Genomic DNA, 21,062 nt, shown 5'->3' on the forward strand with positions numbered 1-21,062 from the left:
GGAACGACAACGGATACGACCGGCTCCCACTCGCGGTCCGGCCGACAATCATCATCTCGCTCATGTTCTACTTCGCTTTCCCCACACCCTCACCAGATGTCTCACGACCATCCTGGCAAGCAGCGAACTTCACGCGCGCTCGGCGGATTCACCCGCGCGAGCCTTCGCGGGCGAGACATCGTCGGCCCCGGCCGGACGAGTGCGGCGCTTCTGCCCGGAGAGAGCCGGCAACGAGATCGGCGAGGTGAACGCGATCTGCTCGGAGAAGTCCTCTGGCACGATCGATGACACCGGCAGCGTCCTGCCGGCGTGCGTGACGACGAGCCGCCACCGGGAGTCCGGGTGCAGCTGCACCCGCAGGTTCCGTGCCATCACTGCCCAGGTCAACGCGAACACGCAGGCGAGCAGGGCTGCGACGCCCGCCGCGGCCAGCGCCCAGCGCGGTCCCCAGGCGTTCGCGATACCACCGACGATCGGCGCCCCGAACGGTGCGCCACCCATCAGCACCGCCATGTAGAGAGCCATCACGCGGCCGCGCACCGCGGCATCCGATGTCGTCTGCACGAAGGCGTTGGCGGTGGTGAGCATGGTGACCGTGGCAAAGCCGATGAAGATGAGGGCGGCGGCGAAGGTCCAGAACGTCGGCATGACGGATGCCACGAACGCGGCAACCGCGAACAGGCCGACGGCCCCGATGATGACGCGCATGCGGGCCCGGTCACGCCGGGCGGCGAGCAGGGCGCCGGTGAGCGAGCCGATCGCGAGGATGGAGGAGAGCAGGCCGTAGCTGCCGGCGTCTCCGCCGAGCTCGACCGCCATCGTCGACGCGAAGATCGGGAAGTTCATGCCGAACGCGCCCATGATGAAGACGATGATGAAGATGACCAGGAGGTCAGGCCGCGACCGCACGTAGCGGAACCCCTCGGCGAGCTGACCCCGCTGGCGCGGTGCCCGGGGGTGGGTTCGCAGCTCGCTTGTGCGGAGCTTGTACAGGGCGAAGAGCACGGCAAGGAAGGTGGCGGCGTTGACGATGAACACCCAGCCCGAACCGATGACCACGATGAGCAGGCCGGCGAGAGCGGGGCCGATCATCCGGGCGGCGTTGAATGAGGCCGAGTTGAGGGCCACGGCGTTCGACATGTTGTGCTCGTCGACGAGGTCGGAGACGAAGGTCTGCCGCGCCGGGCCGTCGAGGGCGTTGACGATGCCGAGCAGGAGGGCGAAAACGTAGAGATGCCACAGTTCGGCGTGGCCGAGCAGCAGCAGCAATCCAAGGCCGACGCCGAGGAGCATCAGCGCCGACTGGGTGAGCATGAGAATCTTGCGCCGGTCGAACCGGTCGGCGATGAGGCCGGTGATCGGCACGAGCAACAGCTGGGGGCCGAACTGCAGGGCCATGGTGATGCCGACGGCGACGGCGTCGTTGTCGGTCAGGACGGTGAGCACCACCCAGCTCTGGGCGGTCGACTGCATCCACGCGCCGATGTTCGACACGAGCGCGCCGATAAACCACAACCGGTAGTTGTAGCTCGAGAGAGAACGGAACATTGCACTCACTGGGTGGCGAGTCTCCTCATCAGGTCTGCGGCTTTCGCCAGGGTTTCTCGGTCGGTGGGGTCGAGGGCTCGCAGCTGGTGGTGAAGCCAGGCGTCTCTCTTCTTGACGGTTTCCTTGACGATCGCCGTGCCGGCATCCGTCAGTTCGATGGTGACCCGGCGTTTGTCTGCCGGGTCGGTGATCCGGGTGAGGTAGCCCTCTTCCTCGAGGCAGTTCACCGTGCGGTTCATCGACGGCGCCGAAACGTGGTCACGTTCGGCCAGGCCGCTCAGGGTGTGGGGTCCGTGCGTGTACAGGCCGCCGAGCACCGAGAACTGCCCGTCGCTCAGTTCGTCGTTCGCACGTTCGTTGCGAAGGCGTCGAGCGAGCCGGAAGGTTCCCATGCGCAGGTCTGCCGCCTGCTCCGCGATTGTTTTTGCCACGGAAGCCAAGTCTAGCAAATTCATTAGCAAAGGTAAAGGTGTGCTTAGCGATGCTAATTAAGCACCGGATCTGCCGGTCGACGTGGCCGGTTCACTACGCTGGGGGAATGGCCGATGACGATCAGACAGGGGCGGATGCCTCGGCGCCCGAAACCCGGACCCTCACCGACGCGCACGGGGTCACGATCTACTACTACCTGTGGCCGACGGTCGACGCGAAAGCGGTCATCCACCTGAGCCACGGCGTCGGCGAGCACGCCCGCCGGTATGCGGCGCTCGCCGCAGACCTCAACGCCGCGGGGTACACCGTCGTCGCCGACGACCACCGCGGACACGGCCTGACCGGGCTGAACCATCTCGGCGTCGGCAAACTCGGCGAGCAGAGCACCAAGGCCGCGATCGCGTCGGTCCAGCTGGTCGGCGAGCGGCTTCGGGCCGACTACCCCGACACGCCCCTCGTGCTTCTCGCCCACAGCTGGGGTTCGCTGATGGGCCAGAAGATCATCAACCGCACGAGTATCTACGACGCCGTCGTGCTCAGCGGGTCATCCCTTGCGGTGCCCGGCGTCATCGGCACGGGCAACTACAACAAAAAGTGGACCTCTCCGACGGCTACCGGCCTGGAATGGCTGAGCCGCGACGAAGCGGTCTGGGCTGCGTTCACGGCGGACGAGCACAACTTCGACATCGCCGTGACCCCGGCGTGGACCCCGGTGCAGGCGTTCGCGTTCCTCGGGCGTCCGCCGAGAACGATGCCACGCGACATCCCGATGCTCATCCAGGGCGGTGCTGAGGACCCGCTCGGCGGCACCCGTGGCTTGACCCTGCTGCGCGACGCCTACATGAAGCGGGCGAAGCTCAGTGATGTCACCCTCAAGATCTACCCGGGCTGCAGGCACGAGATCTACAACGAGACGAACCGCGACGAGATCATCGCCGACCTCGTGGACTGGCTGGATCGGCACACGGCGCCGCAGGCTTGAACCGGCGCCGGTCCGATCAGTACCGGTGGGCGGCGACGTCGGCAGGCACGTTGAACGCGTACAGCCGGGCCGCGCCGTCGATGTAAGAGATCGCCGTCACCGCACAGTTCTGCACAGCGGGCATCAGGTCGCGGTAGCGGTTCGGGTCGATCCCGAGCAGCGCGCAGAGGGTGAGCCGCAGCGCAGTGCCGTGGCAGGAAACGAGGACGCGGCCATCGGGGAAGGCCGCTTCGATCCGATCGAAGGCCCGCAGGTAACGGGTGATCCCGTCCACACCGCGCTCACCTCCCGGCAGGACAGCTTCCGCCGGGCGCGCGACGAACGCGTCCACGGCATCCGCATACTCCGGCCGCAACTCGTCGAGGGTCCGCCCTTCACCGACGCCGAAGGCGACTTCGCACAGATCCGGGTCGGTTTCGACGATCTCGCCGAGCACCCGTGCGCTCGGTTCCGCCGTCAGCACAGCGCGGCTCAGGGTCGAAGAGTACACCGCGTCGAGTCGCGCGTCTGCCGCCCACAGCGCGAGGGCCTCAGCCTGGCGCACCCCGTCGTCGGTCAGTTCGACGTCTGCCATCCCTGCGTACCGGTGTTCTGCGTGCCAAACGGTTTCGCCGTGCCGGGCCAGGAAGAGTGTCGTCATGTACCCATTCTGCTCCCGTCCGGCCCGGTCCCGCCCGGAGCGGCCGAGACTAGGCTGAACGCATGCATGGTGAGTATAAGGTTCCGGGCGGAAAACTCGTCGTCGTCGACCTCGACATCGTCGACGGGCGAATAAGCAATTTCCGGCTCGCCGGTGACTTCTTCCTCGAACCGGATTCCGCACTCGACGCGATCAACCGCGCCGTTGAAGGACTTCCGGTCGAAACGGATGCCGCGTCGCTGGCGTCCGCGATCCACCGGGGGCTCCCCGACGGGGCGACGTTGCTGGGCTTCAGCCCGGAGTCGGTCGGCACGGCCATCCGCCGGTCGCTCGCCGGCGCTGCGGACTGGAAGGATTTCGACTGGCAGCTGATCCACTCAGAGGCTGTCTCTCCACGGGTCCACCTGGCGCTGGACGAGGTGCTCACGGCCGAGGTGGGTGCCGGAAGGCGCGGGCCGACGTTGCGGATCTGGGAGTGGGACGAATCCGCTGTGGTGATCGGCAGCTTCCAGTCGGTGAAAAACGAAGTCGATCTCGAGCAGGCCAGAGAGAACGGCTTCGAGGTCGTCCGCCGGATCTCCGGCGGCGGCGCCATGCTCATGAAAAAGGGGCAGGTGATCACCTACTCGCTCTACGTGCCCGCCGAACTGGTGCAGGGCATGACCTTCGCCGACAGTTACGCCTACCTCGACGACTGGGTCCTCACCGCGCTGCAGTCCCTCGGGATCGACGCGCACTACCAGCCGCTCAACGACATCACCAGCACCGCGGGCAAGATCGGTGGTGCCGCCCAGAAACGCCTCGGCAACGGAGCAGTGCTGCACCACGTCACGATGAGCTACGACATGGACGGCGAGCTGATGGCTCGGGTGCTGCGGATCGGCCGTGAGAAGCTCAGCGACAAGGGCACAAAATCCGCGGCCAAGCGGGTCGACCCGCTCCGCAGCCAGACCGGACTCAGCCGGGCGGAGATCATCGACCGGATGAAGAACACCTTCGTCTCGCTCACCGGGGCGACGAGCGGGGAGATAACACCCGAGGAATATGCTGCCGCTGAGGGCCTCGCCGAGTCGAAGTTCGCCTCCGAAGCCTGGCTGAATCGGGTTCCGTGAGCGAAGATCTGATTCCGGACGAGAAACTTCCGGAGGAGTACACCCCGAAGGCGCGAAAGCGCCCAAGAGGCACCACAACCGGTAGCGCGCTCGGCGTGATCGACGAGGTCTTCGCCCCGACCCGGCAGGTGGCGCGGATCGAACGGGACCGCGAAACTCGCGCCCCGGCGCCCGCCCCGATCCCCGGGGACGGACCCGGAAGCATCCTCGACCCGACCGTGTCGATTCCCGCGGACCTGCCGGCCACAGCTTCGGCCGTGAACGTCGTGTATGTCGGCGACAACCTGGACATTCTGCCGACGCTGCCCGACGAATCCTTCACCCTCGTCTACATCGACCCGCCCTTCAACACCGGGCGCCAACAGCAACGCCATGAAACCAGCAGCGTCCGCGCCGAACCGGGAGCCGGTGGCACCGTCGGGTTCAAGGGCCAGAGCTACGAGCGCATCCGTGGCGCGCTGAAACGCTACGACGACGCCTTCGACGACTACTGGGCGTTCCTCGAGCCGCGGCTTGTCGAGGCCTGGCGTCTGCTCACCGACGACGGCACCCTGTACCTCCACCTCGACTACCGCGAAGCGCACTACGCGAAGGTGCTCCTCGACGCGATCTTCGGTCGCGACGCGTTCCTCAACGAGCTGATCTGGGCCTATGACTACGGCGCCAAGTCCCGCAGCCGCTGGCCCACCAAGCACGACACGATCCTCGTCTACGTGAAGAATCCGAAGCGGTACTACTTCAACTCGGATGCTGTCGACCGCGAACCGTACATGGCTCCCGGCCTGGTCACCCCAGAGAAAGTCGAGCGCGGCAAGCTGCCGACCGACGTCTGGTGGCACACCATCGTCTCGCCGACCGGCAAAGAAAAGACCGGGTATCCGACGCAGAAGCCCGTTGGGGTGCTTCGACGGATCATCCAGGCCTCCAGCCGTGAAGGCGACCGGGTGCTCGACTTCTTCGCCGGGAGCGGCACCACCGGGGCAGTGGCTGCCGCACTCGGGCGCGAGTTCGTCCTCATCGATCAGAACCCTGAAGCGATCACCGTCATGCAGAAGCGGCTGGCCGGCATCCCGGTCGAGTGGATCGAGGCGCCCGAGCCCGAGGAGGAACCGACCGCGTGAGGTTCCGGATCTTTTCCGAACCCCAGCAGGGTGCCAGCTACGACGAGATCCTCGCTGTCGCGCAGGCCGCCGAGCGGCTCCGCTTCGATGCGTTCTTCCGCAGCGACCACTACATGCTCATGGGCGACCACTTGCTACGTGTGAGGCCATCGAGCGCAACCCGGACGAGCTGGTCTACTCGGCGCCCTTCGTTGCCGCCGCCGGGGTGAACGAGGCGGAGTACGTATGCCGGGCCGGGGCGATCGGTCGTGAACCGGCCGAGCTGCGCCGAACGGGCTCGCCGGGACGGCGTCTGAGGTCGTGGACCGCCTGGCTGCATTGCAGGACGATGGCGTCGAGACCGTCTACCTGCCGATCCTCGACCTCAGCGACCTCGACCACCTCGAGTTCCTGGCGGCGGAGGTTGTGCCGCACCCCGGCTGAGCGGCGCCGAGTGCGTTCGCGCGGGTGGATTTGCCGCCCGCGGGTGCCGTGACACCAGCGCGAGGCAAAACCTCCCGCGCGAGAAGCTGAGTTCGGCTGCCGACCAGGTGTGCGGCGGGCTGCGCCGCCGTGCCTAGGCGGCGTCGAGCTGCGCCAGGTCGGCCTCGAGCGCCACCCAGGCGAGCATCGCGCACTTCACCCGGGCCACGTATTTGGAGACGCCCTCGAGCACGATGGCATCTCCGAGGAGTTCGTCCTCATCCTCGACACCGGCGCCGCGGGACTGCATGAGCTCCCGGAAGAGGGCGATCCGTTGCCGCGCATCGACGAGGGTCAGCCCTGGCGCAAGATCGTGAAGGAGCGACGCGGAGGCCATGGAGATCGAGCATCCGGCGCCTTCCCAGGTCACCGAGCTGATCACGCCGTCGGAGACGTGCAACTGCAGCGTGAGTTCATCGCCGCAGGTCGGGTTGAGCTGGTGGCTCGAGGCATCCGCGGAGGGTGCCAGACCGAAACCGTGCTTCTCCTTCGAATGGTCGAGAATCACCTGCTGGTACAGACCCGCCAGGTCGCCGCTCATGACGTCACCCCGAAGAACGAACGCACCGCGGCCATGCCGTCGATGGCGGCATCCACGTCGGCGGTCGTGTTGTAGAGGTAGGCGCTTGCCCGCGTCGACGCGGTTACGCCGAATCGGCGGTGCAGCGGCTGGGCGCAGTGGTGCCCGACGCGCACGGCGATGCCGCGGTCGTCGAGGAATTGGCCGACGTCGTGCGCGTGCACACCGTCGACGTCGACGCTCACAAGCCCGGCACGGTGCGCACCGGCCGCTGGGCCGAGCACGCGAATGCCGGGGATCGCGCTGAAGCCGTCGACCAGCCGGGCGCCGAGCTCCGACTCCCACTGCTCGATCCGGTCCATACCGACGGCTGAGAGATAGTCGACGGCGGCAGCAAGGGCGATGGCCTGTGACACCTTCTGGGTGCCGGCTTCGAATCGCTGCGGAGAGGGCAGGTAGCCGGATGCCTCCAGCGTCACGGTCGTGATCATCGACCCGCCGGTGAGGAAGGGCGGCAGCGCGTCCAGGAGTTCGGCACGGCCGTACAGCACGCCGATTCCGGTCGGCGCGAGCATCTTGTGGCCGGAGAAAACGGCGAAGTCGACGTCGAGCGCGGCCAGGTCGAGAGCGCGGTGCGGCGCTGACTGGCAGGCGTCGAGCACGACGAGCGCCCCAACGGCGTGGGCTCTTCGAACAAGATCTTCGACCGGGTTGATCACACCGGTCACGTTGGAAACGTGCGTGAATGCGACCAGCTTGGTCCGCTCGGTGATCAGCTTCTCGGCCTCGTCCATCCGGAGACTGCCGTCGTCGGCGACGGGGATGTGGCGGAGGGTCGCACCGGTCCGGGCGGCGAGTTCCTGCCACGGCACCAGGTTGGCGTGATGCTCTCCCTCGGTGGTGAGGATTTCGTCACCCTCTCGGAGGACGAAGCGCGCGGCATCCGCCCCACCGCGACCGAGGCTTGCGTTCGACATGCCGTAGGCGATCAGGTTGAGGCCCTCTGTGGCGTTCGAGGTCCAGACGATCTCGTTCTCACGGGCGCCGACGAACCGGGCGACGGTGGCTCGTGCGTTCTCGAACAGCTCGGTGGCGTTCGCCGCGAGGGTGTGAGCGCCGCGGTGCACGGCCGAGTTGTCGTGCTCGTAGAACGAGCGCTCGGCATCGAGGACGCTGACGGGCTTCTGCGAGGTGGCACCGGAGTCGAGGTAGACGAGGTCGCGGCCGTTCACCTGCTGGTTCAGGGCGGGGAAGTCGCGGCGCAGAAGCAACACCTCGGCGTCTGCCAGCGGGCGTGCCAGCTCCGTTGTCGTTCCGGTCGGATGGGGCATTGCGCAACTCACGATCTGTTTTGGGGGAACGGATGTCGCCGGGGCGGTCACATCCGTTCGCCAGGGGCTCCTCCACTTCAAGAGCGGAGCGCCGTGGGGTATTCCTCCATTCTCCTCTGCTTAGCCGTCCCCCGCCACGCGATTCGCTGACTTTGAGGCGGTCCAGGGTGGGTGAAACCGCTGTAAACAGAGCAACTCGCGGCGGAAGCTAGGCCGACTCCCGCACCACGAGCTTCGTCGGCATGATCGTCGCCGTGTCGACCTGTTCGCCGTCGATGAGCCGCACGACGATCTCCGCCATTTTGGTGCCCATCTTGACGGGGGCCTGGTTCACGGTGGTGAGGGTCGGGCTCACGGCGGCGGCATACCGGTCGTCGTCATAGCCGACGACGGCGATGTCGCCGGGGATCGAGAGTCCCGCTTCGCGGATCACCGAGTAGGCGCCGGCGGCGAGCTGGTCGCTGAACACGAACAGCCCGTCGATCGGGACCTGTCGGTCCAGCAGTCGTCGCATCGCGGCTGCTCCGTCGGCCGGTGAGTAGTCGCCGTACTCGACGAGGGAGTCGTCCAGACCGGCCGCGGTGACGGCATCCCGCCACCCCACGAGCCGGTCGATGCCCGCGGGCATGTCCTGTGGGCCGGCGATGGTCGCGATGGACCGGCAGCCACGTTCGATCAAGTGCCGGGTGGCGAGCTGACCGCCGAAAACGTTGTCCACGTCGACGTAGTGGCCGGGCGTCGAGTTCGAATTGAGAGGCCGGCCACCGAACACGATCGGGAGTTTCTGGCCCAGGTGGGTGTACGAGTGGTCGCCGGAGTGGTGGGAGACGACGAGGGCGCCGTCGACGTTACCGCCGAGCAGGTAGCGCCTGGTCTTGTCCGACGTCATCTCGGATGCGATGAGCAGGTTGAGTGTGTAGTCCGTGTCAGCGAGATACAGGGCCACGCCCTGCACCACCGAGGCGAAGAACGGGTCGGCGAACACCTTGGCCGTTGACTCAGGCACGACGAGCGCGATCGCCTGCGTCTTGCGGCTGGCCAGCGAACGCGCCGCCCGGTTGGGGACGTAATTCAGTTCGGAGATCGCCGCACGAACGACCGCCGCGACCTCAGCAGTGACGGTGGGCGAGGCATTGACGACGCGCGACACGGTGGCACGCGAAACGCCGGCGCGCGCTGCGACCATCTCGAGGGTTGGAGACTTCGCCGGTGTGTTCATCGTGCCGCCCCCTTTACGGCATCACTTCATTGGGCCGGGATGCCGGTTCTCGCGTCGGCGATAATTCGCGCGTAGGCGAGCCCGGAGTCCTTGATCGTGCGTTTTTGGGTGTCGTAGTCGACGCGCACGATGCCGAAGCGCTTGTCGTATCCCCAGGACCATTCGAAGTTGTCGAGCAGCGACCAGACGAAATACCCACGCACGTCGGCGCCGTCAGCGATGGCATCCGAGACGGCCTGCACGTGGTCGACGATGTATTTCGTGCGTTCGGTGTCGTGCACGTGGCCGTCCTCGGAGACGTCGTCGTATGCCGCGCCGTTTTCGGTGACGAACAGCGGTGGCAGGTTCGGGTATTCGCGGCCCAGGCGCACAAGCAGCTTGTGCAGTCCCGACGGGTTCACCTCCCAGTTCATGGCGGTACGAGGCAGCCCGCGGCTGGGGAAGGTGATGTATTCGGAACCGATCCAGCAGGACCGGGTTTCCCTTTCGGTGGCTCCGGAGTGGCCGTCGGCTCCTGAGTCGTCCGGGTGCCCCGAAACCTGGTCGTCGTGGTAGTGGTTGACGCCCAGGAAGTCGATTCTCGTGCCGATGACTTCGAGGTCGCCCGGCTGGATGAGTTTGCGGAGTCCGAACTGCTCGAGGTCGGCGAGGGCGTCCTCCGGGTAGGCGCCGGTGACGATCGGGTCGAGGAAGACCCGGTTCTGCAGCACGTCGAACCGGCGGGCCGCCTCAATGTCGACCGGGTCGTTGGCGTCGAGTGGGATCGCGTTCGAGAGGTTGAGGGTGATGCCGATCTGCTCCGCGCCGAGCTCCCGCAACCGGTTCACTGCCAGACCGTGGCCGAGATGCTGATGGTGGATGGCGGCGACCGCCGCTGCCGGGTCCTGCCGGCCGGGCGCGTGCACGCCGGCGGCGTAGCCGAGCAGTGACGAGCAGAACGGTTCGTTGAACGTGGTCCAGTTCTTCACCCGATCGCCGAGCGTGCCGTACACCGTTTCGGCGTAGTCGGCAAAACGCAGGGCGGTGTCGCGGTTCGCCCAGCCGCCCTTCTCTTCGAGGGCCTGCGGCAGGTCCCAGTGGTACAGGGTCAGCCAGGGCAGGATGCCTGCACCGAGCAGCTCGTCGACAAGGCGCGAGTAGAAGTCGAGGCCGGCCGGGTTCGGTTCGCGGTCGCCGGGCACGATGCGGGCCCAACTGGTCGAGAAGCGATACGAACCGAGGCCGAGCTGCTTCATGATCGCGACGTCACCGGCGTAGCGGTGGTAGTGGTCGACCGCAGTCTCGAGGTCGTCGCCGTTTGCGATCGCCCCTGGGACCCGAGCGAAGGCATCCCAGATCGAATCCTCTTTGCCGTTCTCGTGCGCTGCGCCCTCGACCTGGGCGGCAGCGGTCGCCGACCCCCAGAGGAAGGTGGAAGGAAAGTTGGAGGTCACGGACGCAGCTCCTTTGCATGGGGTCCCGACAGGCTGAGAGCGCTCTCAAGAATTCCCGCACACGCTACGGCGCGAACCCGCTCGTTGTCAAGCGAGTCATCAGGAACAGTCCACTTCCCTCGCCTACCATGGAGATTCACCGCAGTTTCTTTGAAGGATGTACCGTGCCGAGTAGCGCCCGCAGACCAATCAGCCCCCGGGTTCGATCCCGCCGCACCGCGGCTGTGGCCATCGTGGCGAGCTCGGCGCTGCTCTGGGCGGGATGCTCAGCATCGGTCGCCCCGGAAGAACCACGGCCGACGGCGAGCAGCACGTCCACCCCCGCCGAGGTGAGCACAGTGACCGCGATCTCACCGGCGAGCGGATCGGTGACCGGCGGAACGCCGATCACCCTCACCGGAACGGGGCTTGCGGATGTCACGAACGTCACCATCGGCGGCGTCCCGGCCTCGGACGTGACCGTCACCGATGATGGCACGGTGACCGCGGTCGCGCCTGCCGCCCTGCACTACCAGCCGACGGATGCCGCCGTCGTCGTCTCCAGCGACGACGAGGTGATCGAACAGGCCGCCCCGCTGAACTACGGCTACGCCGTCGAAACCGGAGTGGACGCACAGATGCAGTACGCGCTGAGGCACTGGAACGACTACAACTCGGACGAGTGGGGCAACCTCAACCCGGTCGGCGGGGACTGCGCCAACTTCGTCAGCCAGACGCTGATCCAGCGGGGCTGGACGCAGAACGACACCTGGTTCAACAAGAACGCCGCCGCCACTCTCGCCGACTGGAGTCCCGCCTGGGGATATGTGCCGGCGATGGACAAGTGGCTCGCCAGCGACGCGAGCCTCGGCCTGACGAAGCTGACCATCGACCAGCGCGATCAGGTGAAGGTCGGAGACATTGCGATCTTCGACTGGAACCTCAACGACATCCCGGACCACGTGATGCTCGTCTCAAGTGTGCAGGTTGTCGATGGCGAGACAAAAATCGCCTTTGTCAGCCACAATAAAGACGGCGATTACCGCGACCTCGACACCGTCATAAACGCCGAGCACCCGGGTGGGACCGCCTGGTTCTGGAGCATTCCCGCGTAATCGGTGCCTCGGCGCCCACCTCAGAACGGAACGGGAGCGAAATCGCATGGCGGCACCTGCAGCAACCCGGCTCCTGGCCGCGCTCGCGCTCGCACTCGCAACGTCTTCGCTGGCCGCCTGTTCGCTGAGCGGCCCAGACGACGGTGGCGGAGCGTCTCGCACACCGGGGCAGCCGGTCGCGGCGTTCTACGGCGACTCGTACACGCGGGGCACCGGCGTGAGCGACCCCGCCTTCCGGTGGTCGACGCAGGTCTCGAAGGATCGAGGCTGGGCCGAGGTCAATCCGAGCGTGGACGGGCTGGGCTACGTCATCAACCGCGATCTGCTCGGGGACGACCTGGTCGACCTCATCGTCGCCGAAGATCCCGACATCGTGCTGGTCACCATGGGTCTCAATGACAACTTCGCGATGCCGGGCCAGGCCTCGGAAATTGAGACAGCCATCCGCGATGACCTGGACACCTTCGCCGACGAACTGCCCGACGCACGTCTCGTCGTCGTTGAGCCGTTCTGGTACACGGACGAGCGGCCGGCATCCGTCGACACGATCATCGGCTGGGTCCGGGATGCCGCTTCCGACGTCGGCGCGGATTACATTCCGGGAGCCTCACGCTGGCTCGAGGGGCACCCCGAGTGGATCGCCGCAGACGGGATCCACCCGAACGACGCCGGGCACACCGAGATCGCTGAACGGATGGACGAGGAGCTCGAGAAGCTCCGGCTGTGAGCGGCTGCCCTGAGCGCCAATTTCGCTGCACGGGCTGTCGCGCACGCGAAAAGGGGCCCGCCTTCCGGCGGACCCCCTTCGTGTCACGGTCAGCGCGTCGAAACGGCCTCGGCGACCACCGGGTCGCCCGTCTTCCAGGTCTCCCAGCGGCCTGATTTCTCGAAATCGATCGACAGTGGAATGTCGTTGCGCTCCTTCAGCAGCAGCGTGCCGATCACAGAGATGACGACGGTCGCGAGCAGATAGCCGATGATCGCCCACGTGGAGCCGGTCGCCTGCAGCAGCGCCTGGGCAATCGTCGGCGCGAAGGCGCCGCCGATGACCGCACCGATCGCGTAGGCGATCGAGACGCCGGAGAAGCGCACCGATGCGGGGAACGACTCCGCGTACCAGGCGGCCTGTGCGCCGTAGGTGAGACCGAGGCCCGCGCCCAGCAGGATGGTCCCGAGGGCCACACCCCAGACGCCCTGCTGAACGAGCAGGAACAGCGGGACGGTGCACACCGCCAGCACGCCCCAGCCGATCAGGTAGAGCTTCTTGCGGCCGATGCGGTCGGATGCCCAGCCGGCCACGAAAGTGAACGCCAGCCAGGAGAGCGAGCCGGCGAAAGCGGCAAGCTGGACGCCGACGGGGTCGAATCCGAGGCCGGGCGGGGTTGCGTCGACGGGGCGGGATGCCATGCCCTGCACGAAACCACCGGTCGTCATGTAGCCGATGGCGTTGTTCGCCATGAACACCAGCGCGCAGAAGATCACGACCTTGCCGTACTTGCGGAAGACCTGCTTGATGGGCGCTGACGCCTGGTGAGCGGTTTCCTTGATTTCCAGGAAGACCGGAGACTCGTCCACCGAGCGACGCACGATGTAGCCGACGACGACGAGCAGGATCGACACGAAGAACGGGATGCGCCAGCCGAACTCGAGGAATGAGTCGCCGGGGAACAGCGCGCGGATCGCGGCGAGCACGCCGGTCGCGAGGAGCATGCCGAGCGGCACGCCTGCCTGCACGAACGAGCCGAAGAGGCCGCGGCGGCCCGTGGGGGCGTGCTCGATGGCCATGAGCACAGCGCCGCCCCACTCGCCGCCCGCCGAGATGCCCTGCAGCACGCGGAGAAGGATGAGGAAGATCGGCGCGAACCAGCCCGCCTGCTCGAAGGTGGGAAGGAAGCCGACGAGCGTCGTTGCGAGGCCCATGAGCAGCAGCGTCAGCACGAGCATCGGGCGACGCCCGATCTTGTCGCCGAAGTGGCCGGCGAGGACGGCGCCGAGCGGGCGGAAGAGGAACGAGATGCCGATCGTGATGAGCGAGAGGATCTGCATCATCGCGGGGCCAGCCGGCTGGAAGAACAGCTGCGCGAAGACAAGGTTCGCCATGAAGGCGTAAATGAAGAAGTCGTACCACTCGATCGTGGTGCCGACGACGACGGCGCCAAGAACCTTGCGGCGTTCGTTCTTCGCTGGGGGATGCGTCCGGGACACGCTGACTCCTTCGTCAGAAAGGGCGGGTCGACGGTTCGACCCGGTAGGTTCCTCGAACGTATATGATTTCGTCTACGACAGCAACACCGCTCTCCGGGAAGCGAGCCGAGCCGCTACCCGCCGAGGGCCGCGTCCACGATCAGCTTCGCCTCGGCCTGGACCTGCTTGAGGTGCTCCTGGCCCTTGAACGACTCGGCGTAGATCTTGTACACGTCCTCGGTTCCGCTCGGCCGAGCCGCGAACCAGGCATTCGCGGTGACGACCTTGACGCCGCCGACGGCCGCTCCATTGCCGGGGGCCTTGCTGAGCTTGGCGAGGATCGGATCTCCGGCAAGCTCCGTCGCCAGGATCGCTTCGCCGTCCAGCTTGCCGAGCGCCGACTTCTGCGCCGGTGTCGCCGCGGCGTCGACGCGCTCATAGACCGGGTCGCCATACTTCTCGGTCAATTCCCGGTACAACTCGGACGGGGTCTTGCCGGTCACAGCGAGGATCTCCGCCGCGAGAAGGCAGAGCAGGATGCCATCCTTGTCGGTGGTCCAGACGGTCCCATCCTTGCGGAGGAAGCTCGCCCCGGCGCTCTCCTCCCCACCGAACGCGACCGAGCCGTCGACGAGCCCGGGTACGAACCACTTGAAGCCGACAGGCACCTCCTCGAGCCGGCGCCCGAGCGACTCGGCGACCCGATCGATGATCGAACTGGAGACGAGGGTCTTGCCGATGGCGGCATCCGCTCCCCACCCGGAGCGGTTGCGGTACAGGTAGTCGATCGAGACGGCGAGGAAGTGGTTCGGGTTCATCAGACCACCGTCGGGCGTGACGATGCCGTGCCGGTCGGCATCCGCGTCGTTGCCGGTGAGGATGTCGAACTCGTCGCGGTGGGCGAGAACGGATGCCATCGCCGACGGCGACGACGGATCCATCCGGATCTTGCCGTCCCAGTCCAGCGTCATGAACCGCCAGGTCGGATCCACGTGAGGGTTCACCACGGTGAGGTTGAGGTTGTACCGGTCGGCGATGGCCTGCCAGTAGCTCACACTTGCGCCGCCGAGCGGGTCGGCGCCGATGCGGATGCCTGACTCGCGGATGGCATCCATGTCGATGATGGTGCCGAGGTCCTCGACGTATCTGCTGCGGAAGTCGTAGGTCTCGACGGCGCTCGGCTCGGCCATGTTGACGTCGATCAGGCCCGCTTCGATGATCTCGTTGGCACGGTTGGCGATCCAGCTCGTGGCGTCGCTGTCGGCAGGGCCGCCGTGCGGCGGGTTGTACTTGAATCCGCCGTCCCCCGGCGGGTTGTGGCTGGGCGTGACGACGATGCCGTCGGCCTGCTCTTCGACGCCCGAGTTGTTCCAGGCCAGGATCGCGTGGCTCAGCGCCGGCGTAGGAACGTAGTCGTCGAACTCGTCGACGAGCACCCGCACATCGTTGCCGACGAGCACTTTCAGGGCGGTGGTCTGTGCGGGGTGACTCAGGGCGTGGGTGTCTGAGCCGATGAACAGAGGCCCGGTGATGCCCTGGTCGGCCCGGTATTCGACGATCGCCTGAGTCGTGGCGGCGATGTGGTGCTCATTGAAGGCGGTGTTGAGCGAGGAGCCGCGATGCCCGGATGTACCGAACACCACTCGTTGTTCAGGGATCGAAACATCCGGCTTCAACTCGAAGTATGCATGGAGAAGAGCGGGGACGTCGACGAGGTCGGACTCGGCTGCTGGGGTTCCTGCGCGGTCAGTCATGCACCCATTGTGGCATCACGCCATCGGCATCGGTCGGGGAATTACTTCGCAGCGGAGGCGAGGATGGTCGAGCCGGTCGACGGCGGTGCGACGGGGGCGACGTCGTACTGCTGGCCGGTGACGATTTTGCGGATGCCGTAGAGGCTTTCAGTGCCGTCGCCCAGGTACTTCTCTGAGTCGGCTTCGTGATCCGCGCCGACGACATCGTGGGCTTGCACGGCCGCGAGGATCGTTCCGTCGGCGAGGGTGGTCCCGTTGCTGCTGAACAGCTGGGCGCCCCACTCGACCGACGCCGGGTTCGTGCGCCCCGACCAGAACTGGCCCTTTGCGGCGAGCCCGTCGGCCGTCGCTTCGGACGCATAGACACGTCCAGCCGGCACCTGGAGGTCCCCGACCCTGATGTGGGAGGGGACGCCGGCCGAGCCGATCATCACGAACGAGCTCACCGAGTAGTCCGCGCCGGCGAGGGCGATGGCTGCCGTGGTCGAACCGTAGGAGTGGGCGAGGACGGTCAGCTCGGAGTCGAGGCCGACGGCGTTTCGGTAGGCGTCGTATCCGTCGAGAGCGGCGCCGAGCAAAACGGCCCCGGCCTCTGCGCGCGCCGTCGATACGGTTTCGACGGGGCCGGGGCTCTCATAGCCGAGCCACAACACTGCGGCGCTCGCCGCGGAGGCCTGCTGGATCCGCGTGACGCCGCGCAGGTAATCTTCGGCCTGGAGCACGCTGCTGTTCATTCCGGGCACGAAGTAGGTCGTGTACAACGCCGTGTCGGGGTTGCCGACGGAGATCGCGGCGAGGGGCGGGCCGTCGACGGAGGCGTCGAGGCTGAGCAGGTAACGGCGGGCATCGTTCGATGGTGCGTCGCTGAACAGCCCGAGCAGCACGTCGATCGCTTCGACCCGCGCGGATGCCTCAGCTACCGTCAACGCGGAGGCGTTCCGTAAGGAGGGGGAGCGAAGCTGCGAGAGGGCCAGCTGCTCGGCTGCGACAGCGTCTCGCTGCACCGTGGCCAGGCGGCGGATGTTCGCGCGGTCCCGGTCGGCGTAGCTTGCCCCCTCGAGATTGCCGATGACATCCGGCCGTTCCTCGATCAGCTCGCCGGCGAAGTGCCGAGGCAAGTCGGTCCACAGCGCGGCAACCTGAGCGGCCGGCAACGTAGCGAGGATTTCGGCGGCGGCGGATACCCGACCGCCGAACTGAACAGCGAAATCCGTGCCGGTCGACGGCACCTGTTCCGTGGCGACGAGGGCCGAAGGGGCGTCAGAGGCTCCGGGATCCGGCAGCATTCCGAGCGCGGCAGTTCCGACAGCGAGCGCCGTCGCAGCCCCGCCGAACGCACGCAAAATCGGGGCGATACGGTGCGAAACCGTCCCCCTGGCTACCCCCCACAAACTCACCGAGTTCCACCCTCAGTTCCACGACGCCCGAATGTCGCTCCCGCCGTTCAAAGATTCGGCGGGTACACTCCCGCAACTCTACCGGTCGGAGCCCCGCACGCACACTCCCCATTCGGGCGTGACGAGTAGGCTGAAGTCCATGCCAGAGACCCGCCCCGCGCCCCGTACCTACAGCTATCTCGGACCTCGCGGCACATTCACCGAGGCGGCTCTCGCCCAGGTCCCTGAGGCGGTCGGCCAGAACTGGCGGTCAGTGAACAACGTGGGAGAAGCGCTCGACGATGTTCTCGAGGGTCGCAGCGACGCTGCAGTCATCGCCATCGAGAACTCGATCGAGGGCGGCGTGTCCGTTGCCCAGGACGCCCTCGCCACCATGCCGGGGCTCCGGATCATCGGTGAATACCTCGTGCCGGTGAACTTCGTCCTCGTTGCGCGCCGCGGCACGGTGCTCGCCGACGTCAAGGTGGTCAACGCCCACCCGGTCGCGTACGCGCAATGCCACGCCTGGATGGATGCGACCCTGCCGGAGCACGGGCACATCCCCGCGACGAGCAACGTGGCCGCAGCATCCGCTCTGCTGGAGAACGACCTCGCGGATGCCGCCATCGCGCCGCCCGGGATCGTCGCCCACTACGACGTCGACGTGCTCGCCGAAAACATCGGTGACAACCCGAACGCGGTGACGCGGTTCCTCCTCGTCAGCAAGACGACCCAGCTGCCTGAGCCGACCGGTGCCGATAAGACCAGCCTGATCGCCGAACTGCCGGTTGACCGTGCCGGCGCCCTGCTGGAGCTCCTCGAACAGTTCTCGACCCGCGGCGTCAACATGAGCCTCATCGAATCGCGTCCGATCGGCGACGAGCTTGGCCGGTACCGGTTCATCATCGACGCGGACGGCCACATCCGCGACGAACGAGTCGCCGACGCGCTGCTCGGCGTGCGCCGCTTCAGCCCTGGGGTGATCTTCCTCGGGTCCTATCCCCGGGCAGACAAGGCATCGATCAGTTTCGATCCGAAGTACTCCGACGACGTGTTCGTCGAGGCCCGCGACTGGCTGCGGGGCCTGATCACCGGCGAACCCGAGGCCTGAGCGCTCGCCGCGGCTGCCCCTGTTCGCTAGGCTCCAGACAGATCGTCGAAGGAGCATCGGATGGACCGCGCAGGTTTCGACCCCCGCTACAGCCCCGAATTCCAGCGCGGCTTCGACCCCTCCGTACACGACGGGATCTCAGCCCCGACCGAGCCCCACGAGCGTATCGAGCCTGTCCCTGATCCGATCACGCCCGTTCCAAAACCGGTCGTGCGGCGTGTTCCACCGGCACCGACGGATTCCTCCGATCAGTCGGCCATGGCCTGGGCGGACGACATGTTCCGGTCCGCGGACGTGCCCGCTTCCGAACGAAACGGCGAGGAGCCCGGGCCTTCGGCTTTGCCCGTGTCACCCTGGCGGAACCCCTACCTGGTTGCGCTCACCGTTGCCGGTGTGGTGCTCATCGCCGGCGGCATCGGTGCCTTCCGGTGGGCGGTCAAGCAGGTCTTCGGCGGCGCGGTCTACGAGAGCGGAGCCACAGAGGAGGACATGCAGGAGGCCATGCTCGCGGCCCAGTTGGCGTGGGGACTCTCACCGCTACTGGCGCTGGCCGGCGCGCTCACCCTCCTCGGCGTGTTTTTCTTCGCCGCCTGGCGGTGGCGGCCGCGGCGCCGGCACGCCGACGATGACCCCGATGCTGCTCCGAACGGGAACTCGTCGAACTGATGCTCGCATCGCTCCGACGCTGGGGTCTGGCAGGGCTGGCCGCCGCCGTCGGCGCGCTCCTGCTCGTCTGCGGGATCGCCGTGGCGGTCGTGGACGCCCAGCTGCGGAGCGACGCGGCTACGGCGGCGGTGACACCGACCGCTGAGCAGCGCAGGCAACTCGAGGAGGTGGGGATCGATGAGTCCGTGGCGGCGGACGCAGGCTACTTCCGCCGATCGCTCATCATGCAGAACCTCTCATCGGGAGGCGACATGCCCGAGCAGGCCTTCCAGATCGATGAGAGGGAAGACGGGAGCGTGTCCCTGTCGTGGGGCTGGTTCAACGAAGGGTTCACCGTCAGGTCGTGGGGCGGATGGCAATTGCAGCCGATCGGCATCCTGAGTTTCGCCGGACTTGCCCTGATTCTCGGGTCCGTTTTCGCTGGTGCCGCACGCTGGGAATCGAAGCATCCGCTGGGCTGAAATTGACGGATGCCTCCCCCGCAAGTCAAACTGTCGGGGGCCGCACAACGGCCTTTCTGCGCGTCGCGCCACGATGAATCCCGAAATCGAGCGCCCGCGTTCCCTGCGTTCAGCGTCGTTCGCGATTTTCACGCTCCCAGAAAGTTCCTCAGTGCCCTCATCGTCCACGCCGTCCGAGCTCGTCCACACCGTTTACGAAACCGCTGTTTCGCGTAACCCGGGGGAGCCGGAATTCCACCAGGCCCTGCACGAGGTGCTTGAGTCGATCGAACCGGCACTCGCCGAGCATCCGGAATACGGCGAAGCAGGAATCCTCGAGCGCCTGGTCGAGCCGGAGCGCCAGATCATGTTCCGCGTTCCGTGGACCGATGACAACAACCGGGTGCAGGTCAACCGCGGATTCCGGGTGCAGTTCAACTCGGCGCTGGGCCCGTACAAAGGCGGCCTGCGCTTCCACCCGACGGTGAACCTGTCGATCATGAAGTTCCTCGGCTTCGAGCAGATCTTCAAGAACGCGCTCACCGCGCAGGGCATCGGCGGCGCCAAGGGCGGCAGCGACTTCGACCCGCACGGCAAGAGCGAAGCAGAGATCATGCGTTTCTGCCAGAGCTTCATGAACGAGCTGGGACGGCACCTCGGTGAGCACACCGACGTTCCCGCCGGCGACATCGGTGTCGGCGCGCGCGAGATCGGGTACCTGTTCGGTCAGTACCGCAAGATCACCAACCGTCACGAGTCCGGAATGTTCACGGGCAAGGGCACCGGTTGGGGTGGTGCGGAGGTTCGCACCGAAGCAACCGGTTACGGCGCCGTCTTCTTCACCGAAGAGATGCTCGCGACGAAGGGTGCGGCGATCGACGGCAAGACCGCTATCGTCTCCGGCTCCGGCAACGTCGCAACGTACGCCATCGAGAAGGTGCACCAGCTGGGCGGGCGTGCGATCACGGCATCCGACTCATCCGGTTACATCGTCGATGAGAAGGGTGTCGACCTCGAACTGCTCAAGCAGATCAAAGAGGTCGAGCGGTTGCGGATCTCCGAGTACGCCGAGCGGCGCCCCTCTGCCCGATTCATCTCGGGCGGGAGCGTCTGGGATGTTCCCGGCCAGATCGCCCTGCCGAGTGCGACGCAGAACGAACTCAACCTCATCGACGCGAAGGCACTCATCCGCAACGGTGTCGAGGCCGTCGCCGAGGGTGCGAACATGCCCTGCTACCCGGATGCGGTTCACGCGTTCCAGCAGTCAGGCGTGCTCTTCGGGCCGGGCAAGGCGGCGAACGCCGGCGGTGTCGCCACGAGCGCCCTTGAAATGAGCCAGAACGCGTCGCGTCAGCGTTGGAGCTTCAGCGACAGCGAAGACCGACTGCACCACATCATGCGGGGCGTGCACACGTCAGCGTATGAGGCTGCCGAGAAGTACGGCCGCCCCGGTGACTACGTCGTTGGCGCGAACACCGCCGCGTTCGTCAAGGTTGCGGATGCGATGCTCGCGCAGGGCGTCATCTAGGCTGCCGACTTTCCGCCGGGTGGAGTTCGCGGCATCCGTTTCGTTGCGGCGCCACAAACGGTTGGACTTTCGCAAAAATCACGACCCATCGTGGCGAGGCAAGACCGAT

At 66.6% G+C, this 21,062-nt stretch carries 20 protein-coding genes; 10 read left to right on the forward strand and 10 right to left on the reverse strand.

The window, feature by feature from the left end; genetic code table 11:
* Positions 1-129 precede the first annotated feature (129 nt).
* Both ACLQ62_RS03815 and ACLQ62_RS03820 read right to left on the reverse strand, forming a co-directional pair.
* Positions 130-1,548 carry an MFS transporter gene (locus ACLQ62_RS03815; RefSeq protein WP_411720386.1) on the reverse strand — a complete coding sequence of 473 codons (1,419 nt, stop codon included), beginning with the start codon at positions 1,546-1,548 and terminating at the stop codon, positions 130-132.
* Positions 1,549-1,553: 5 nt separating this feature from the next.
* On the reverse strand, positions 1,554-1,979 hold the full coding sequence (locus ACLQ62_RS03820) for a MarR family winged helix-turn-helix transcriptional regulator (RefSeq protein ID WP_411720345.1): 426 nt from the start codon (positions 1,977-1,979) through the stop codon (positions 1,554-1,556).
* 107 nt (positions 1,980-2,086) lie between these two features.
* Between ACLQ62_RS03820 and ACLQ62_RS03825 the strand changes: the two genes are divergently transcribed.
* On the forward strand, positions 2,087-2,962 hold the full coding sequence (locus ACLQ62_RS03825; protein ID WP_411720346.1) for an alpha/beta hydrolase: 876 nt from the start codon (positions 2,087-2,089) through the stop codon (positions 2,960-2,962).
* A 16-nt stretch (positions 2,963-2,978) separates the two neighbouring features.
* Here ACLQ62_RS03825 and ACLQ62_RS03830 read toward each other — a convergent pair whose 3' ends face one another.
* Entirely contained in the window at positions 2,979-3,602 is a 624-nt protein-coding gene (locus tag ACLQ62_RS03830; RefSeq protein ID WP_411720348.1) for a histidine phosphatase family protein, read from the reverse strand.
* Between the two features lie 62 nt (positions 3,603-3,664).
* Here ACLQ62_RS03830 and ACLQ62_RS03835 point away from each other — a divergent pair, with 62 nt between their 5' ends.
* The 3 genes from ACLQ62_RS03835 to ACLQ62_RS03845 all read left to right on the forward strand — a co-directional run bounded on the left by ACLQ62_RS03835 (position 3,665) and on the right by ACLQ62_RS03845 (position 6,258).
* Positions 3,665-4,714 (forward strand): biotin/lipoate A/B protein ligase family protein, encoded by a 1,050-nt coding sequence (locus ACLQ62_RS03835; protein WP_411720349.1) that lies wholly within the window; start codon positions 3,665-3,667, stop codon positions 4,712-4,714.
* 224 nt (positions 4,715-4,938) lie between these two features.
* Complete coding sequence (locus ACLQ62_RS03840; protein ID WP_411720387.1) at positions 4,939-5,835, forward strand: DNA-methyltransferase; 897 nt, start codon at positions 4,939-4,941, stop codon at positions 5,833-5,835.
* 300 nt (positions 5,836-6,135) lie between these two features.
* Positions 6,136-6,258 (forward strand): hypothetical protein, encoded by a 123-nt coding sequence (locus ACLQ62_RS03845; RefSeq protein ID WP_411720350.1) that lies wholly within the window; start codon positions 6,136-6,138, stop codon positions 6,256-6,258.
* Positions 6,259-6,391: 133 nt separating this feature from the next.
* Here ACLQ62_RS03845 and sufU read toward each other — a convergent pair whose 3' ends face one another.
* From sufU to ACLQ62_RS03865, 4 genes are all read right to left on the reverse strand, one after another.
* The gene (gene sufU, locus ACLQ62_RS03850; protein WP_411720351.1) at positions 6,392-6,838 is read right to left on the reverse strand and encodes a Fe-S cluster assembly sulfur transfer protein SufU; all 447 of its coding nucleotides are present in this window, start codon (positions 6,836-6,838) and stop codon (positions 6,392-6,394) included.
* Complete coding sequence (locus ACLQ62_RS03855) at positions 6,835-8,148, reverse strand: cysteine desulfurase (RefSeq protein ID WP_411720352.1); 1,314 nt, start codon at positions 8,146-8,148, stop codon at positions 6,835-6,837. The genes sufU and ACLQ62_RS03855 overlap by 4 nt, the downstream gene beginning before the upstream one ends.
* Before the next feature lie 208 nt (positions 8,149-8,356).
* The gene (locus ACLQ62_RS03860) at positions 8,357-9,367 is read right to left on the reverse strand and encodes a LacI family DNA-binding transcriptional regulator (RefSeq protein ID WP_411720353.1); all 1,011 of its coding nucleotides are present in this window, start codon (positions 9,365-9,367) and stop codon (positions 8,357-8,359) included.
* 26 nt (positions 9,368-9,393) lie between these two features.
* A complete protein-coding gene (locus ACLQ62_RS03865; protein WP_411720354.1) occupies positions 9,394-10,800 on the reverse strand; it encodes a GH1 family beta-glucosidase in 1,407 nt (468 codons plus the stop codon).
* Between the two features lie 164 nt (positions 10,801-10,964).
* On the opposite strand from ACLQ62_RS03865, the gene ACLQ62_RS03870 reads away from it, so the two are divergent.
* Together ACLQ62_RS03870 and ACLQ62_RS03875 are read left to right on the forward strand one after the other, a co-directional pair.
* Positions 10,965-11,894: an amidase domain-containing protein gene (locus tag ACLQ62_RS03870; protein WP_411720355.1), complete on the forward strand. Its 930-nt coding sequence runs from the start codon at positions 10,965-10,967 to the stop codon at positions 11,892-11,894.
* 46 nt (positions 11,895-11,940) lie between these two features.
* Positions 11,941-12,621, forward strand: a complete 681-nt coding sequence (locus ACLQ62_RS03875) for an SGNH/GDSL hydrolase family protein (RefSeq protein WP_411720356.1) — start codon at positions 11,941-11,943, stop codon at positions 12,619-12,621.
* An 89-nt stretch (positions 12,622-12,710) separates the two neighbouring features.
* On the opposite strand, the gene ACLQ62_RS03880 is transcribed toward ACLQ62_RS03875, so the two are convergent.
* The 3 genes from ACLQ62_RS03880 to ACLQ62_RS03890 form a co-directional block, all read right to left on the reverse strand.
* Entirely contained in the window at positions 12,711-14,099 is a 1,389-nt protein-coding gene (locus tag ACLQ62_RS03880; RefSeq protein ID WP_411720357.1) for an MFS transporter, read from the reverse strand.
* Positions 14,100-14,212: 113 nt separating this feature from the next.
* Positions 14,213-15,832 carry a phosphoglucomutase (alpha-D-glucose-1,6-bisphosphate-dependent) gene (gene pgm / locus ACLQ62_RS03885; protein ID WP_411720358.1) on the reverse strand — a complete coding sequence of 540 codons (1,620 nt, stop codon included), beginning with the start codon at positions 15,830-15,832 and terminating at the stop codon, positions 14,213-14,215.
* 41 nt (positions 15,833-15,873) lie between these two features.
* On the reverse strand, positions 15,874-17,229 hold the full coding sequence (locus ACLQ62_RS03890) for an alpha/beta hydrolase (RefSeq protein ID WP_411720359.1): 1,356 nt from the start codon (positions 17,227-17,229) through the stop codon (positions 15,874-15,876).
* 139 nt (positions 17,230-17,368) lie between these two features.
* On the opposite strand from ACLQ62_RS03890, the gene pheA reads away from it, so the two are divergent.
* The 4 genes from pheA to gdhA all read left to right on the forward strand — a co-directional run bounded on the left by pheA (position 17,369) and on the right by gdhA (position 20,953).
* On the forward strand, positions 17,369-18,319 hold the full coding sequence (gene pheA / locus ACLQ62_RS03895; protein WP_411720360.1) for a prephenate dehydratase: 951 nt from the start codon (positions 17,369-17,371) through the stop codon (positions 18,317-18,319).
* A gap of 60 nt (positions 18,320-18,379) precedes the next feature.
* A complete protein-coding gene (locus tag ACLQ62_RS03900; RefSeq protein ID WP_411720361.1) occupies positions 18,380-18,985 on the forward strand; it encodes a hypothetical protein in 606 nt (201 codons plus the stop codon).
* Complete coding sequence (locus ACLQ62_RS03905) at positions 18,985-19,446, forward strand: hypothetical protein (protein WP_411720362.1); 462 nt, start codon at positions 18,985-18,987, stop codon at positions 19,444-19,446. Before ACLQ62_RS03900 ends, ACLQ62_RS03905 begins: the two co-directional genes overlap by 1 nt.
* A gap of 151 nt (positions 19,447-19,597) precedes the next feature.
* Complete coding sequence (gene gdhA, locus ACLQ62_RS03910) at positions 19,598-20,953, forward strand: NADP-specific glutamate dehydrogenase (RefSeq protein WP_411720363.1); 1,356 nt, start codon at positions 19,598-19,600, stop codon at positions 20,951-20,953.
* Positions 20,954-21,062 lie beyond the last annotated feature (109 nt).

Origin of the sequence: Mycetocola sp. (assembly GCF_046716805.1) — a bacterium.
GTDB lineage: Bacteria > Actinomycetota > Actinomycetes > Actinomycetales > Microbacteriaceae > Mycetocola_A.